This window comes from Mesorhizobium sp. B2-8-3, from assembly GCF_006440815.1.
Lineage (GTDB): Bacteria > Pseudomonadota > Alphaproteobacteria > Rhizobiales > Rhizobiaceae > Mesorhizobium.
This window is the reverse complement of sequence record NZ_VFTW01000004.1, coordinates 108,196-122,224: the sequence shown is the minus strand read 5'-3', so window position 1 is coordinate 122,224 and position 14,029 is coordinate 108,196. Positions and strand designations below refer to the sequence as shown.

At 65.0% G+C, this 14,029-nt stretch carries 12 protein-coding genes and 1 tRNA gene; 8 read left to right on the top strand and 5 right to left on the bottom strand.

Features of this window, described 5'->3' with window-relative positions; translation table 11 throughout:
- The first annotated feature begins 513 nt into the window (after positions 1 to 513).
- The 7 genes from FJ418_RS08285 to FJ418_RS08255 all read left to right on the top strand — a co-directional run bounded on the left by FJ418_RS08285 (position 514) and on the right by FJ418_RS08255 (position 7,586).
- On the top strand, positions 514 to 1,533 hold the full coding sequence (locus FJ418_RS08285; protein ID WP_140645951.1) for a glucokinase: 1,020 nt from the start codon (positions 514 to 516) through the stop codon (positions 1,531 to 1,533).
- A 132-nt stretch (positions 1,534 to 1,665) separates the two neighbouring features.
- Entirely contained in the window at positions 1,666 to 3,537 is a 1,872-nt protein-coding gene (locus FJ418_RS08280; RefSeq protein ID WP_140864777.1) for an ABC transporter ATP-binding protein, read from the top strand.
- Entirely contained in the window at positions 3,534 to 4,355 is an 822-nt protein-coding gene (gene dapB / locus FJ418_RS08275) for a 4-hydroxy-tetrahydrodipicolinate reductase (protein ID WP_140864775.1), read from the top strand. The genes FJ418_RS08280 and dapB overlap by 4 nt, the downstream gene beginning before the upstream one ends.
- A gap of 30 nt (positions 4,356 to 4,385) precedes the next feature.
- On the top strand, positions 4,386 to 5,006 hold the full coding sequence (locus FJ418_RS08270) for a 2,3-bisphosphoglycerate-dependent phosphoglycerate mutase (RefSeq protein WP_140864774.1): 621 nt from the start codon (positions 4,386 to 4,388) through the stop codon (positions 5,004 to 5,006).
- 141 nt (positions 5,007 to 5,147) lie between these two features.
- Positions 5,148 to 5,232 (top strand) — tRNA-Leu (locus FJ418_RS08265).
- Positions 5,233 to 5,607: 375 nt separating this feature from the next.
- Positions 5,608 to 7,281: a cyclic nucleotide-binding domain-containing thioredoxin-disulfide reductase gene (locus FJ418_RS08260; protein WP_140864772.1), complete on the top strand. Its 1,674-nt coding sequence runs from the start codon at positions 5,608 to 5,610 to the stop codon at positions 7,279 to 7,281.
- Positions 7,281 to 7,586, top strand: coding sequence for a UBP-type zinc finger domain-containing protein (locus tag FJ418_RS08255; protein WP_140681002.1), 306 nt, complete (start codon positions 7,281 to 7,283; stop codon positions 7,584 to 7,586). Before FJ418_RS08260 ends, FJ418_RS08255 begins: the two co-directional genes overlap by 1 nt.
- A gap of 10 nt (positions 7,587 to 7,596) precedes the next feature.
- On the opposite strand, the gene FJ418_RS08250 is transcribed toward FJ418_RS08255, so the two are convergent.
- The 3 genes from FJ418_RS08250 to FJ418_RS08240 form a co-directional block, all read right to left on the bottom strand.
- A complete protein-coding gene (locus FJ418_RS08250) occupies positions 7,597 to 7,773 on the bottom strand; it encodes a hypothetical protein (protein ID WP_140645956.1) in 177 nt (58 codons plus the stop codon).
- A gap of 528 nt (positions 7,774 to 8,301) precedes the next feature.
- Positions 8,302 to 9,123, bottom strand: coding sequence for an aspartate/glutamate racemase family protein (locus FJ418_RS08245; RefSeq protein ID WP_140864770.1), 822 nt, complete (start codon positions 9,121 to 9,123; stop codon positions 8,302 to 8,304).
- Positions 9,124 to 9,162: 39 nt separating this feature from the next.
- A complete protein-coding gene (locus tag FJ418_RS08240; RefSeq protein WP_140864768.1) occupies positions 9,163 to 10,404 on the bottom strand; it encodes a D-amino acid dehydrogenase in 1,242 nt (413 codons plus the stop codon).
- 255 nt (positions 10,405 to 10,659) lie between these two features.
- Between FJ418_RS08240 and FJ418_RS08235 the strand changes: the two genes are divergently transcribed.
- Positions 10,660 to 10,947: a GIY-YIG nuclease family protein gene (locus FJ418_RS08235; RefSeq protein ID WP_140864766.1), complete on the top strand. Its 288-nt coding sequence runs from the start codon at positions 10,660 to 10,662 to the stop codon at positions 10,945 to 10,947.
- Positions 10,948 to 11,091: 144 nt separating this feature from the next.
- Here the strand turns inward: FJ418_RS08235 and FJ418_RS08230 are convergent, their stop codons facing one another.
- Positions 11,092 to 12,261: a cystathionine gamma-synthase gene (locus tag FJ418_RS08230; RefSeq protein WP_140864764.1), complete on the bottom strand. Its 1,170-nt coding sequence runs from the start codon at positions 12,259 to 12,261 to the stop codon at positions 11,092 to 11,094.
- A complete protein-coding gene (locus FJ418_RS08225; protein WP_140645961.1) occupies positions 12,258 to 13,694 on the bottom strand; it encodes a pyridoxal-phosphate dependent enzyme in 1,437 nt (478 codons plus the stop codon). The genes FJ418_RS08230 and FJ418_RS08225 overlap by 4 nt, the downstream gene beginning before the upstream one ends.
- Positions 13,695 to 14,029: the final 335 nt, after the last annotated feature.

Here is a 14,029-nt window from a genome sequence, read left to right as displayed (position 1 = left end):
TAGGGCGGAGCAAGGAGCGAAGCGACGCGCGCGGACCCTGGAATCCATGCCGTTACCTTCGCCAAGGCGTGCGACGGAGCAAAATTCTTCACCGCAGCAACGCTTCCAAGTCACGGAATGGATTCTATGGTCTGCGCGCGTCGCTTCGCTCCTTGCTCCGCCATAGAATGACGAGATTGGGGTGGCTTCAACCAATCTCCAGCGTTTGCGCTGATTCACGGAAATGAACGGAAAATCTCGTACCAAGACAAACGGCAACCTTTCAAAATCCCTGTGTCGGGGAACTAGCGCGTTTCACCGTTCACGGAAGCGGCGAAACGCCCTATCTCTTTGCTTTGACGCAATTCCGGACGGAAGGTTACGGCGAAGGCGCCGAGCTTAACCGCTCACACTTTTCCTGGAATTGCTCCAAGCGCAAGCGGGCTTCCCCTTTGCGGGCTCATGCGCTAGTCAATCGATTGAAATGGGCGATGGAAACGGCACAGCGGCGCCGCAACGAGGACGATCAAGAGCATGGCAGGCGAGAACGAGACAGGGCTGCGGTTTCCGGTCCTGATCGGCGATATTGGCGGCACCAATGCGCGCTTCTCGATCGTGCTCGACGCCAATTCGGAAGCGACCGAGCCGCAGATCGTCCAGACCGCCAATTTCAAGACCATCGACGAGGCGATCCAGGCGGCGGTGCTCGACCGCTCGTCCATCCAGCCGAACTCGGCGGTGCTGGCGATCGCCGGGCCGGTCGACGGCGACGAGATCCCGCTCACCAACTGCCCCTGGGTGGTGAAGCCCCGGCAGATGTTCGCCAATCTGGGCCTGAGCGAGGTCGTCGTGCTCAACGATTTCGAGGCGCAGGCGCTGGCCGTGGTGGCGCTCGGCGAAGAGCACATGGAAAAGATCGGCGGCGGCACGCCGGAACCCAATGCGAGCCGGGTCGTGCTTGGCCCCGGCACCGGCCTTGGCGTCGCCGGGCTGATCCATGCGCTCAACCACTGGATCCCGGTGCCGGGCGAGGGCGGGCATATGGATATCGGCCCGCGCACGCCGCGCGACTTCGAGGTGTTCCCGCATATCGACAAGCTCGAAGGCCGCATCTCCGGCGAGCAGATCCTGTGCGGACGCGGGCTGGTCAACGTCTATCGCGCCGTCGCCAGGACGGACGGCAAGCCGACGCCTTTCACGACGCCGGCCGAGGTCACGGCGGCCGCGCTCGCCAAATCCGATCCGGTGGCAGAGGAGGCGCTGGCGCTGTTCGTCACCTGCCTCGGCCGCACCGCGGGGGATCTCGCGCTGGTGTTCATGGGCCGCGGCGGCGTGTTCCTGACCGGCGGCATCGCGCAGAAGATCGTGCCGGCGCTGAAAGCCGGCAATTTCCGCGCCGCCTTCGAGGACAAGGCGCCGCACAGCGCGCTGATGCGCGAAATGCCGGTCTATGTGATCACCCACCCGCTGGCGGCGCTGCTCGGACTCGCCGCCTATGCCAGGACACCTTCGCTGTTCGGCGTGCAGACGGCGGGCCGGCACTGGCGGGCTTGATCGCGCCAGCGTTCAGGCTGGCGATCGGCCGGCGCGACGAAGTTTCGCCATAGGCAAGCCGCAGCCGGGGCGCTAAGAGGATGCCGAAATGCGGCCCATCCGACACGCGGAAAACCACGAAGCGCCCCTGATTTGACTGTTCAAACTTCCCTCAAACTGAAAATCCAGCCCACCGAGGTCAGCGCGGTGCTGCGCCGCATCCTGGCCGAAAACGGCAAGGAATATCGCTGGACCTATGTCGTCGCCGTCGCCTGCCTGCTGATCGTTTCCGGCACCACCGCCTTCACGGCGTGGATCATGGCCCCGATGATCAACCAGATCTTCTACGAACGGCGCAGCGACATGATCGTCTGGATCTGCGCCGGTTTCATGGGCGCCTCCCTGCTGCGCGGCTTCGCCGGCTATGGCCAGGCAGTGGCGCTGGCGACGATCGGCAACAATCTGGTCGCGCGCTACCAGAAGCGCAGCTTCGACCATCTGATGAAGCTCGGCGTCAACTTCTTCAACGAGACCCGTTCCGGCCGGCTGGCGGCACAGGTCAACGAGAATGTCGGCGGCATCCGAGACCTGCTGTCGCTGACGCTAACCTCCATCAGCCGCGACGCGGTCTCGCTCGTCGCCCTTCTCGGCGTGATGATCTACCAGGATCCGGTGCTGTCGCTCAGCTCGCTGCTGATCGGGCCGCCGTTGATCTGGGCCGTCGTCTACATCACGCGCCGTCTGCGCAAGATCAACCGCGAATCCGTGCTGATCAACTCGCGGCTGAACGGATCGGTGCAGGAGGCCACCCAAGGCATCGCCATCGTCAAGGCCTTCACCCTGGAGGACGAGCTGGCGCGCCGCATCGGCATCATGGCCGACACGGCCGAGCAGCGTAACAACAAGATCGCCCGCGTCGCGGAGCGGCTGTCGCCGATTTCCGAAATCCTGGGCGGCCTCGCCATTACCGCCGTGCTTGCCTATTCCGGCTATCGGGCGCTGGTGCTCGGACAGCCGCCGGGCGCCGTGTTTTCCTTCATCACCGCGCTGATCCTGGCCTATGACCCGGCAAGACGCCTGGCCCGGACACAGGTCGGCATGGAACGTGCCCTGGTCAACGCGCGCATGATCTACGAACTGCTCGACCTCGAGCCGAAGCAGGGCGATGCTCCCGACGCGGTCGAGGCGAAGGTCACTACCGGCGAGGTGCGCTTCAACCATGTGACATTCGGCTACAACGCCGACACCCCGGTGCTCAGGGATTTGAGCTTTACCGCCGCGGCCGGCAAGGTCACGGCCGTCGTCGGCGCATCGGGCGCCGGCAAGTCGACGATGGTGGCGCTGCTGCAGCGCTTCTACGACGTCGACGAGGGCTCGATCGAGGTCGACGGCCAGGATATTGCCAAGGTGACCAAGCATTCGCTGCGCCAATCGATCGCCTATGTGGCGCAGGCGCCTTATCTCTTCGAAGGCACGATCCGCGACAACATCCGCTACGGCCGGCTCTCGGCCACCGACGCCGAGATCGAGCAGGCGGCGAAACAAGCGGCGGCCGACGAGTTCATCCGCCAGCAGCCGGAAGGCTACGACACGCCGGTCGGCGAAGGCGGCTCGACCCTTTCCGGCGGCCAGCGCCAGCGCGTGTCGATCGCGCGCGCGATCGTTCGCCAGGCGCCGATCCTCTTGCTCGACGAGGCGACCTCGGCGCTCGACAACGAGGCGGAGGCGCGCGTGCAGGAAGCGCTGACCCATGTCATGGAAGGCCGCACGACGATCGTGATCGCGCACCGGCTGTCGACCGTGGTCAATGCCGACCACATCATCGTGCTGGAAGAGGGGCGGCTGGTCGAGGAAGGCACGCATGCGACGCTGATGGCCGACCCGCACAGCATCTATGCCCGTTTCCACCGGATCCAGGGCAAGAAGGGGCTGGGGCTTGTCGACGACGTCAAGGCAAGCCAGACTTCGGGCCAAACTCCGGCGCCGCGCAGCCGCGCCAAGAAGACCGTCAGGAGAAGCGCATGAGCGAAGCCGGCGATATGGGCCTGGTTGTAGTGGGCGCCGCCGGCCGCATGGGCCAGACGCTGATCCGCGCCATCCACACCATGCCCGGCGCGCGCGTCGCCGCCGCGATCGAGCGGCCGGACTCGGCGCATCTCGGCAAGGATGCCGGCGAGCTCGCCGGCATCGGCATCATCAACGTGCCGATCGCCGACGATCCGCTGCCGGCCTTCGCCAAGGCCGACGGCGTGCTCGATTTCACGGCTCCAAGCGCGAGCGTCGAATTCGCCGGCTACGCCGCGCAGGCGCGCATCGTCCATGTCATCGGCACCACCGGCTGCTCGGCCGACGACAATGCCAGGATCGCCGCCGCCGCGCGCCATGCCACGATCGTCAAATCCGGCAATATGAGCCTCGGCGTCAATCTTCTGGCGGTGCTGGTCGAGCAGGCCGCGAAGGCGCTCGACGCCGACGATTTCGACATCGAGATCCTGGAAATGCACCACCGGCACAAGGTCGACGCGCCGTCCGGCACGGCGCTGCTGCTCGGCGAAGCGGCGGCGAAGGGGCGCGGCATCGATCTTGCCGACAACAGCGTGCGGGTGCGCGACGGCCATACCGGGGTGCGCAAGACGGGCTCGATCGGCTTTGCCACGCTGCGCGGCGGTTCCGTCGTCGGCGACCACAGCGTGATCCTTGCCGGCACCGGCGAGCGCATCACGCTTTCCCACCATGCCGAGGACCGGGCGATCTTCGCCCGCGGCGCGGTGAAAGCCGCGCTTTGGGCGCGCGCGAAGAAGCCCGGACTTTATTCCATGCGGGACGTGCTCGGCCTGAGCTGATCCCTATCCAAACATTCTATAGGAGCTGACATGTCGGGAACTCTCGTGCTCGTGCGCCACGGCCAGAGCGAATGGAACCTGAAGAACCTGTTCACCGGCTGGCGCGACATCGGGCTGACCGAGCAGGGCACAGCCGAGGCGCTTGCCGCAGGCGAGAAGCTCAAGGCGCGCGGCCTGAAATTCGACATCGCCTACACGTCTGCCTTGAAGCGGGCGCAGGTGACCTGCCAGCACATCCTCGACATCGTCGGCCAGAGCGACCTGAAGACGATCCGCGACCAGGCGCTCAACGAGCGCGACTATGGCGACCTCTCCGGCCTCAACAAGGACGACGCGCGCAAGAAGTGGGGCGAGGAGCAGGTGCATATCTGGCGCCGTTCCTACGACATCGCGCCGCCCGGGGGCGAAAGCCTGAAGGACACCGGCGCGCGTGTGTGGCCCTATTACCTGCACGAAGTGCAGCCGCATGTGCTGCGCGGCGAGACGGTGCTGGTCGCCGCGCACGGTAACTCGCTGCGCGCGCTGATCATGGCGCTGGACGGCAAGAGCGGCGAGGAGATCGTCAAGCTCGAGCTCGGCACCGGCGTGCCGATCGTCTACAAGCTCAACGCCGATTCCACCGTGGCAAAGAAAGACGTGCTGGAGGGGTGAGGCAAGCCGGCTCAGGCAATGCGGTCTATTTTTGTTTTGTTTGCATGTCGATATCCCAAAACCGCTGGGCACTTTGGGCGACATGCAACGAAAAAAGCGCGTTGACACATATCGTTTGCCCGCTTACATCAGCGCCCACCAGCCCAGATGGCGGAATTGGTAGACGCGCACGGTTCAGGTCCGTGTTCCGCAAGGAGTGGAGGTTCGAGTCCTCTTCTGGGCACCATCCTTCGCTCTTCGAGCTTCGGATGGCAGGCCATCCCGGAGTTCCAAGAGCGAAGGGGTCGCCATTCATCCCGACCGCCAACGGGATGCAAGTCTCAACGTTCGCGATTAGCCGTAAGCTTCCAAACTTCGTCATTCCAGGGCGGAGCAAGGAGCGAAGCGACGCGCGCAGACCCTGGAATCCATGCCGTGACGTCGAGGCGTTGCAGCGGTTACAGAATTCCGCTCCGTTGTACTATATGACCCGCGTCACGGCATGGATTCTCGGGTCAAGCCCGAGAATGACGACATGTGGCCGTTGGCCCAATCTCCCCTTCCGACCAGTCCCCCAACAAACCGCTTCAAACCCGCCGCCTCGGGCGCTACGGTCCGCCCCATGGCCCCTTCCGTCAGCCCAACCATCGCCGCGCGCCGCGACCAGATGTTTCCCGTGCTCACCGATGCGGATATCGAGCGCATGCGCCGCTTCGGCGAGGCCACGGCCTATGCCGCCGGCGATCATATCGTGACGGCCGGCACGGTCTCGCCCGGGGTGATCCTCATCCTTTCGGGCAGGGTCGACATCACCCAGGCCGGCGGGATCGGGCCGCGCGAGCCGATCATCACCTACGGCCCCGGCAGCTTCGTCGGCGAGCTGGCGCAGCTGTCGAACCGGCCGTCGCTGGTCAACGCGGAGGCGGACGGACCGGTCGAGGCCATCGTCATCCCCTCGCAGCGGCTGCGCGACCTGATGGTGCAGGAGGCCAATCTCGGCGAGCGCGTCATGCGGGCGCTGATCCTGCGCCGCGTCGGCCTGCTCGAAAGCGGCGCCAGCGGGCCGGTCGTCATCGGCCCGCCGGGCAATGGCGACGTGCTGCGGCTGCAGGGCTTTTTGCGGCGCAGCGGGCTTCCCCATCGCGCGCTCGATTCCGACACCGACCCTTGCGCGAAAACGCTGATCGAGCGGTTCCATGTCGACCCGCATCATCTACCGATCGTGCTCTGCCCCAACGGCAAGCTGATGCACAATCCGGGCGAGACCGAGCTTGCCCGCTGCACCGGCCTGCTGCGGCCAATCGATGCCGGCAAGGTCTATGACGTGGCGATCGTCGGCGCCGGGCCGGCGGGGCTGGCAGCGGCCGTCTATGCCGCCTCGGAAGGGCTGTCGACCATCGTGCTCGATTGCCGCGCCTTCGGCGGGCAGGCGGGCGCTTCGGCGCGCATCGAAAACTATCTCGGCTTCCCGACCGGGATCACCGGCATGGCGCTGATGGCGCGCGCCTATAACCAGGCGCAGAAATTCGGCGTCGAGATGGTCATACCCGACGAGGCGAAGCTGCTCGACGACGCCAGCGACGGCGCCCGCTACAGGCTTGCCATCGGCGATGGCGAGAGCGTGCGCACGCGCGCCGTGGTGATCGCCAGCGGCGCGCGCTACCGCCGCCTCGATATCGCCAATCTGGCGCAGTTCGAGGGGACGTCGGTGCATTACTGGGCCTCGCCGATCGAGGCCAGGCTTTGCCGCGACCAGGAAGTGGCGCTGGTCGGCGCCGGCAATTCGGCAGGACAGGCGGCTGTCTATCTGGCGAGCCAGGTGCGCAAGGTGACGCTCTTGGCGCGCCGCGACAGCCTCGACGCCACCATGTCGCGCTATCTCGTCGAGCGCATCGCGGCGCAGCCCAACATTGAGGTGCTGCCCGAGACCGAGACTACGGCGCTGGAGGGCCGTGACGGCAATCTCGAAGTGCTGCGCTGGCGCAACCGGGCGAGCGGCGAAGAGACGACGCGCGCCATCCACCACCTCTTCCTGTTCATCGGCGCCGATCCGAACACCGACTGGCTGGCGAATTGCAATGTGGCGCTGGATGCCAAGGGTTTCGTGCGCACCGGACCGGAGACGACACCCGGGCACGGGCTGATGGAGACCAGCCGAAGCGGCGTGTTCGCCATCGGCGACGTGCGCTGCGGCTCGACCAAGCGGGTCGCCGCCGCCGTCGGCGAAGGCGCGCAGGTGGTGGCGGCATTGCATGCCTATCTGGCGCGGAACGGCGAATTGGCGAGGAGAGCGTGATGGATGAATGCCGGCATACGAAGGACATCAAAAAGGTCACGCCGAGCGCGCTGGGCTGCGAGGAATGCCTGAAAAGCGGCTCTTGGTGGGTGCATCTGAGGCTCTGCCGGACCTGCGGTCATGTCGGCTGCTGCGACGACTCGCCCAACCGCCACGCGACAAAGCATTTCCATGCCACGCAGCATCCGATCATCGAAGGCTACGACCCGCCGGAAGGCTGGGGCTGGTGCTTCGTCGACGAGGTTTTTGTCGACCTCGAGGGCGATACGACGCCGCAGAATGGGCCGATCCCGAAGTTTGTTTGAGGGTACGCTTTCAGCGCACCGAACCCGTCACGGTCTGATCGATGGCGTCGGGCACGGATTTGCGATCGTTGCCGGCGAAGATGCCGATGAGGAGCAGGCTGAGCACGACCGGCACAAACAGGATGGCGACGCGCGCCTGCACGTAAAAGATGGCGCGCCATTCATTTCGCTTTTCGTCGTTCATCATGCTCGCTCTGTGATGCCTCCCGGAGAGGGGGCATAGAGAGGAAGCGTTAAACATCTCCTTCCGATTCGGTTAACGGGCTACGATCTTCTGGAATCGCGAAGGGTAGCGCTGGCCCCCGCTCCGTCTCGGCGCTGCGCGCCGAGCCACCTCTCCCCCGCCTTTGGCGGGGGCGAGGAACCCTAGCTTGCGAAGGGTCGCGGCTTCGGCATGCGTCGGAGATTGGCTGAAACGCCCATCGCGATCGTCATCCACGGGCGGAGCGGGAGCGAAGCGGACGCGCAGACCCGAGGATCCATTCCGTGACTTCCGAGCGCCGCCGCGGTGCAGACTTCTGCTCCGCTGCGTTCTTCGATCAAGATCACGGAATGGATTCCAGGGTCTGCGCGACGCCGCTTCGCGGCTGCTCCGCCCTGGAATGACGAGGCTGAGGGGCTTCGGCTAATGCCCAGCGTTTGCACCAATTTCACACGGTGAAAGCCCTTCGGCAAACGGCGACTTTTCAAAATTCCTTGTCGAGAAAACCAACGCTCAAACGGCTTTCAGCGCAAACAACCGGCCACCGGCCGGCACGACGTCGTCAATGCCGGCGAGCCGCAGGCAATGCCAGGCCATGGCGTGATTGGAGGAGGTGACGGGAATGCCGATGCGTCGCTCCAGATCGGCGACCGCCTCGGCGACGCGCAGACTGGTGCAGGAGATGAAGATCGCCTCCACCCCCGGCACTTCAGCCATGCGTTCGGCCGCCGCCTCGATCGAGGCGAGCGAGATGCGGGCTGCCTCGCGGTCGTCACGGCGGTCGAAGGTGGCGACGGCCGCGATGTCGAGGCCGCGTCCGGTGAAATAGCGGACGAGGCCCTGGTTGATCTCGGGCGCGTAAGGGGTCAGCAGGCCGATGCCCTTGGCACCCAATGCCTTGAAGGCGGCCAAGGCGCCGGTGACCGGCGTGGTGCAGGCGACGCCCGACCGCGCCTTCCTGATCTCGGCGAAGACGGCTTCCTCGCCGAGCGTCATCGTGGCCGAGGTGCAGCCGAAGCCGACGACGTCGAGCGGGATGCTGGGCAGGATGAGGTCGACGGTGGGCGCGATGCGCGGGCCCATGGCGCGCAGCGTTTCCGGCGTGATGTCGTTGTCGTTGAACAGACGCGCCTCGTAGAAGGCGACGCCCGGAATGCGCACCAGCGCGCGGAACTCATGCTCCAGCGTCTGATCGGTGGCGAGGATCGCCAGGCCGATCGCCGCGCGCGAAGCGAGGCCGCCGTCGATCTCCGACGGCAGGACGCCCAAATCGACTGGCATGGGACCGACAGGCCCTGAAGCGGCAAGCGGCGCGGCGGCGAGATTGGCGGACATGGCGTTCCCTTTCTTGTCGGAGCGGGATCGATCCCGCTCTCAGTTCAAAAGTCCATCCATCGAAATGGCCGGCTTGCGGCCGGCGATCAGGTCGGCGGTGATGCGGGCCGAGCCATGCGACATGGTCCAGCCGATATGGCCGTGCCCGGTGTTGAGATAGAGGTTGCGCAGGCGCCGCTGGCCGAATTCGGGCAAATTGTTGGGCGTCATGGGCCGCAGGCCCGCCCACATCTCGGCGCGGTCGTAATCGGCGCCTTCGGGATAAAGCTCCGCGGTCACGCCCTTCATGAAGGCGAAATCGGCCGGCTTGTGGCTGGTATCGTAGCCGGCGAACTCCGCCGTGGCGGTGACGCGCAGCCGGTCGCCGAAGCGCGACACGGCGACCAGGTTGTGCTCGTCGATGGCGGCGATGGTCGGCGGCGCCGGCCGGTTGCCAACCGGAATGGTCAGCGAATAGCCCTTGATCGGATAGATCGGCAGGCTGATGCCGACGGTCTTGGCGATCAGTGGGCTGTAGGAGCCGAGCGCCAGCACATAGGCGTCGCCCTTGACCGCGCCCTTGTCGGTCGTCACCTGGACTACGCCGTCGCCGGATGTCTCGATGCCGGTGATGGTCGTGCCGGTGCGGATCTCGCCGCCGCGCTCGGCCACCTTGGCGGCAAGCGCGCGGGTGAATTTCGCCGGGTCGCCGGTCTCGTCGGTCGGGCAATGGATGCCGCCGGCGATTTTTTCCCTGGCCGAAGCCAGCGATGGGTCGAGCGCGACGATGGCGTCGCGGTCGAGCACCTTGATCAGCTGGCCGTCGGATTCGAGCAGCCGCATATGCTCGACGCCTTTGTCGAGCGCCTGCTGGCTGCGATAGAAATAAAGGATGCCGCGATCGTTGCGGTCGTATTCGATCGCCTCGTCGGCGACGACCTCTTGCAGGACCGATTGCGAATAGACGGCCAGCCGATGCTTGAGCAGCGTGTTACGCTTGGCCTTTTCCGCCGTGCATTCCATCAGGAACAGCCATGACCAAGAGTAGAGCCGGGGATCGGCCGAAAGCCTGAAGCGCAGCGCCTGGTCCTTCAGCACCAGCGATTTCAACAGGATCAATGGCGCCTTGGGCGACGACCAGACGAAGGAGTGCCCCGGCGCAATCATGCCGGCATTGCCCCAGCTCGTCTCGGCGGCGACCTGCTGCTGCCGCTCGAGGATGACGACCTCGTGCCCGTCCTTCTGCAGCTGGTAAGCCGTGGTGACGCCGACAACGCCGCCACCCAACACGACCACGCGCATAGCGCCTCCCGGAGATCGCAAAGTGGGGGCAGTTTAGAATGTAGATTGCGGTGTGCAATGGCACACATACCGAGATGTCGGCAGGGCAGCGCCCTCTCTCGTGAGCAGGGCTATCGCAAATGGCGCTTCGTCATTCTAGGGCGGAGCAAGGAGCGAAGCGACGCGCGCAGACCCTAGAATCCATACCGTGACATTGGCCATAGAATGCAACGACCCAGAATAGCCGTTGGTAGTAGCGCCAGGTAAGATCGAAGCATGACAGGCTACGTCTACATGACCGCGAGCCAGAAAGGCGGCACGATCTATATCGGCGTCACCAACGACCTTGCTCGCCGCATGCCCGAGCACAAGACCGGCCAGGGCTCCACCTTCACCAGCCGTTACGGTGTGCAGCGCCTCGTCTGGTACGAAGAGCATTTCGACATCACCGACGCCATCCAGCGTGAGACGTCATTGAAGCGCTGGCCGCGCCAATGGAAGGTGGAATTGATCGAGAAGAGCAACCCGGAATGGTTCGAGCTGTTTCGCGGAATTGGCTGGTGAATGTTCTGGACCGTGGCGGCTCTCAACCGTCACGGCATGGATTCTAGGGTCTGCGCGCGTCGCTTCGCTCCTTGCTCCGCCCTAGAATGACGAAGGATGGGCTGCCGGGACAGAGGGGGGCGCGAAGGATCTCGGCGAAGCCGTTTAGCCAGCCAGCGCCTGCTCCAGGTCCGCGATCAGATCATCGCCGTCCTCGATCCCACACGACAACCGCACCAGCGAGTCCGAAATGCCGATCGCGCCGCGCTTTTCCGCCGGGATCGAGCCGTGCGTCATCAGCGCCGGGTGCTCGATCAGGCTTTCGACGCCGCCCAGGCTTTCGGCCAACGTGAAGAGCTGCGTGCGTTCGAGGAAGCGTTTGGTGCCGGCCAGGTCGCGGTCGAGGTCGACCGAGATCATGCCGCCGAAGGCGTGCATCTGCTGGACGGCGATGGAATGCTGGGGATGGCTGGCAAGGCCGGGATAGATGACCCGGCGGACATCTTTTCGCGTTTCCAGCCATTGCGCTATTTTCAGGCCGTTGGCCGAGTGACGCTCCATCCTGAGCGCCAGGGTTTTTATGCCGCGCAGCGCCAGAAAGCTGTCGAACGGGCCGGAGATGGCGCCGATGGCGTTCTGCAGGAATTTCAGCTGGTCGGCGAGATCCTTGTTGTCGCCGACCACCGCCACGCCGCCGACCATGTCGGAATGGCCGTTGAGATATTTCGTCGTGGAATGCACGACGATGTCGATGCCGAGCTCCAGCGGGCGCTGGATATAGGGGCTGCAAAAGGTATTGTCGGCGACGGTGAGCAGCCCCTTGCGCTTCGCCAGCGCCGCCACCGCTTCGAGATCGACGATGCGCAGCAGCGGATTGGTCGGCGTCTCGACCCAGAGGAGCTTGGTGTCCGGGCGGATCGCCGCCTCGACCGCGGCAAGGTCGGTGAAATCGGCGAAGCTCACCTCAAGGCCGGCGGAGCGCTTGCGCACCCGCTCCATCAAGCGGAACGAGCCGCCATAGATGTCGTCGGTGGCGACGATATGGGCACCGGAATCGAGGAGCTCCAGCACGGTGCCGATCGCGGCCAGGCCGGAGGCGAAGGCGAAGGCCTTGCTGCCGCTCTCGAGGTCGGCGACCGCGCGCTCGAAGGCGAAGCGCGTCGGGTTCTGGCTGCGGGCGTACTCAAAACCCTTGTGCACCCCGGGCGACTGCTGGCCGTAAGTGGAGGTGGCGTAGATCGGCACCATCACCGCGCCGGTCAGCGGATCATGGCTCTGGCCGCCATGGATGGCGCGGGTGGAAAAGGCCAGGCGGTTATTGCCGGTCGAGGTCATTTTGCGCGGCGCCTCAGATGGTTGATCAGGTCGATACGAGTTATCAGGCCGATGAACTCTTCGCCATCGAAGACAATGGCGACCTCGTTGCGGTCGAAGACCGGCAGCAGCGTGTCGAGCGTTTGGCTGGCCTGCAGCGTGTGCAGGTTGGAGGTCATGGCCGATCGCACCGGGCCGTTGAAGCGGTCCCAGCGGCCGTCATAGGGACCGTCGACCTTGGCCAGGATGTCGCTCTCATCGACGATGCCGACCAGCCTGCCCTCGTCCAGCACCGGCAGCTGGGAGACGTCGGAGCGGCGCATGCGGCCATAAGCGTTGAGTAGGGTTTCTTCCGGGCCAACGGTCACAATGTCGCCGGTGCGCGGCGAGCGCATGACCAGGTCGCGCAAATCGCCATGCTGTTCCTGGTCGGCGAGGCCCTGCTCGGCCAGCCAGATGTCGTCGAAGACTTTCGACAGGTATTTGTTGCCGCTATCGCAGACCAAGGTGACGACGCGCTTCGGCACCGTCTGCTCGCGGCAGTAGCGAAGTGCGGCCGACAACAGCGTGCCCGACGACGAGCCGGCCAGGATGCCTTCACGCGACAACAGATCGCGCACCGCCAGCATGCTCTGCTTGTCGGGAATGGAATAGGCTTTTTTCACCAGCGACAGGTCGGCATTGGGCGGCACGAAATCCTCGCCGATACCTTCCACCGTCCAGCTGCCGGCCTCTTCCATCTTGCCCGTCTTGATCAGCGGCGCCAGCACCGAGCCCACCGGATCGGCGAGCACCATCTCGGTCTTCGGCGAGTGTTTCGCAAAATAGCGGCCGAGGCCGGTCAGCGTGCCGCCGGAGCCGACGCCGACGACCACCGCGTCGACGTCGCCTTCGAGCTGCGAAAAGATTTCCGGTCCGGTCGTCGTCTCATGCGCCAGCGGATTGGCGGGATTGGCGAACTGGTTGGCATAGAAGGCGCCGGGCAGTTCGGCGGCGATCTTCTCGGCCATGTCCTGGTAATATTCGGGATGGCCCTTGCCGACGTCGGAGCGGGTCATGCGCACCTCGGCGCCGAGCGCGCGCAAATGCTGGATCTTTTCGCGCGACATCTTGTCGGGCACGACGAGGATGATGCGGTAGCCTTTCGGGATGCCGACCTGGGCCAGGCCGAGGCCGGTGTTGCCGGCGGTCGCTTCGACGATCGTGCCGCCACGCTTCAGCGCGCCCGATTTCTCGGCCGCCGCGATCATCGACAGCGCGATGCGGTCCTTGATCGAGCCGCCGGGATTCTGGCTTTCGAGCTTGATGAACAGCCGGCACTTGCCGGTGTCGAATTTGGTCAGCTCGACGACCGGCGTCTGGCCGATCAGGTCGAGCACCGAGGCGTAAGGCGGACGCAATCTCGACAGATTGGCGTCCACGCCGCCGGGCGCCGGTTGTCTCTGCTCGCTCATCTCAGATGCTCCATGGAAGCGGTTCGATGCGGGTGTTCGCAATCTCGCGCATCCTTGTTGGATCATGATCTTTTCCAAAAACCGGTTCCCACTTTTTGGGATCATGCTCTAGCCGCCGGAATCCATTCCGGTTTCGCGGATCGCGCGAGGTGTCTTTTCAAGCCCTTTTCGTCTGGAAAGAAGATAGATCGTGCCAATCCGGCGGCGAGTGGGGGAATGGAATTTCACGGGGTGCGCGCTCTATCGCCTCTCCTGTTGAACTTGGCGGGACAGCGCCCCCCTCTGTCCTGCCGGACATCTCCCCCACTTGGGGGGAGATCAGCAGCTCCGCCCCC

Coding starts and splice junctions, on each gene's coding strand:
- FJ418_RS08285 (WP_140645951.1), top strand. CDS start 514: ATGGCAGGCGAGAACGAGACAGGGCTGCGGTTTCCGGTCCTGATCGGC.
- dapB (WP_140864775.1), top strand. CDS start 3,534: ATGAGCGAAGCCGGCGATATGGGCCTGGTTGTAGTGGGCGCCGCCGGC.
- FJ418_RS08270 (WP_140864774.1), top strand. CDS start 4,386: ATGTCGGGAACTCTCGTGCTCGTGCGCCACGGCCAGAGCGAATGGAAC.
- FJ418_RS08260 (WP_140864772.1), top strand. CDS start 5,608: ATGGCCCCTTCCGTCAGCCCAACCATCGCCGCGCGCCGCGACCAGATG.
- FJ418_RS08255 (WP_140681002.1), top strand. CDS start 7,281: ATGGATGAATGCCGGCATACGAAGGACATCAAAAAGGTCACGCCGAGC.
- FJ418_RS08250 (WP_140645956.1), bottom strand. CDS start 7,773: ATGATGAACGACGAAAAGCGAAATGAATGGCGCGCCATCTTTTACGTG.
- FJ418_RS08245 (WP_140864770.1), bottom strand. CDS start 9,123: ATGTCCGCCAATCTCGCCGCCGCGCCGCTTGCCGCTTCAGGGCCTGTC.
- FJ418_RS08240 (WP_140864768.1), bottom strand. CDS start 10,404: ATGCGCGTGGTCGTGTTGGGTGGCGGCGTTGTCGGCGTCACCACGGCT.
- FJ418_RS08235 (WP_140864766.1), top strand. CDS start 10,660: ATGACAGGCTACGTCTACATGACCGCGAGCCAGAAAGGCGGCACGATC.
- FJ418_RS08230 (WP_140864764.1), bottom strand. CDS start 12,261: ATGACCTCGACCGGCAATAACCGCCTGGCCTTTTCCACCCGCGCCATC.
- FJ418_RS08225 (WP_140645961.1), bottom strand. CDS start 13,694: ATGAGCGAGCAGAGACAACCGGCGCCCGGCGGCGTGGACGCCAATCTG.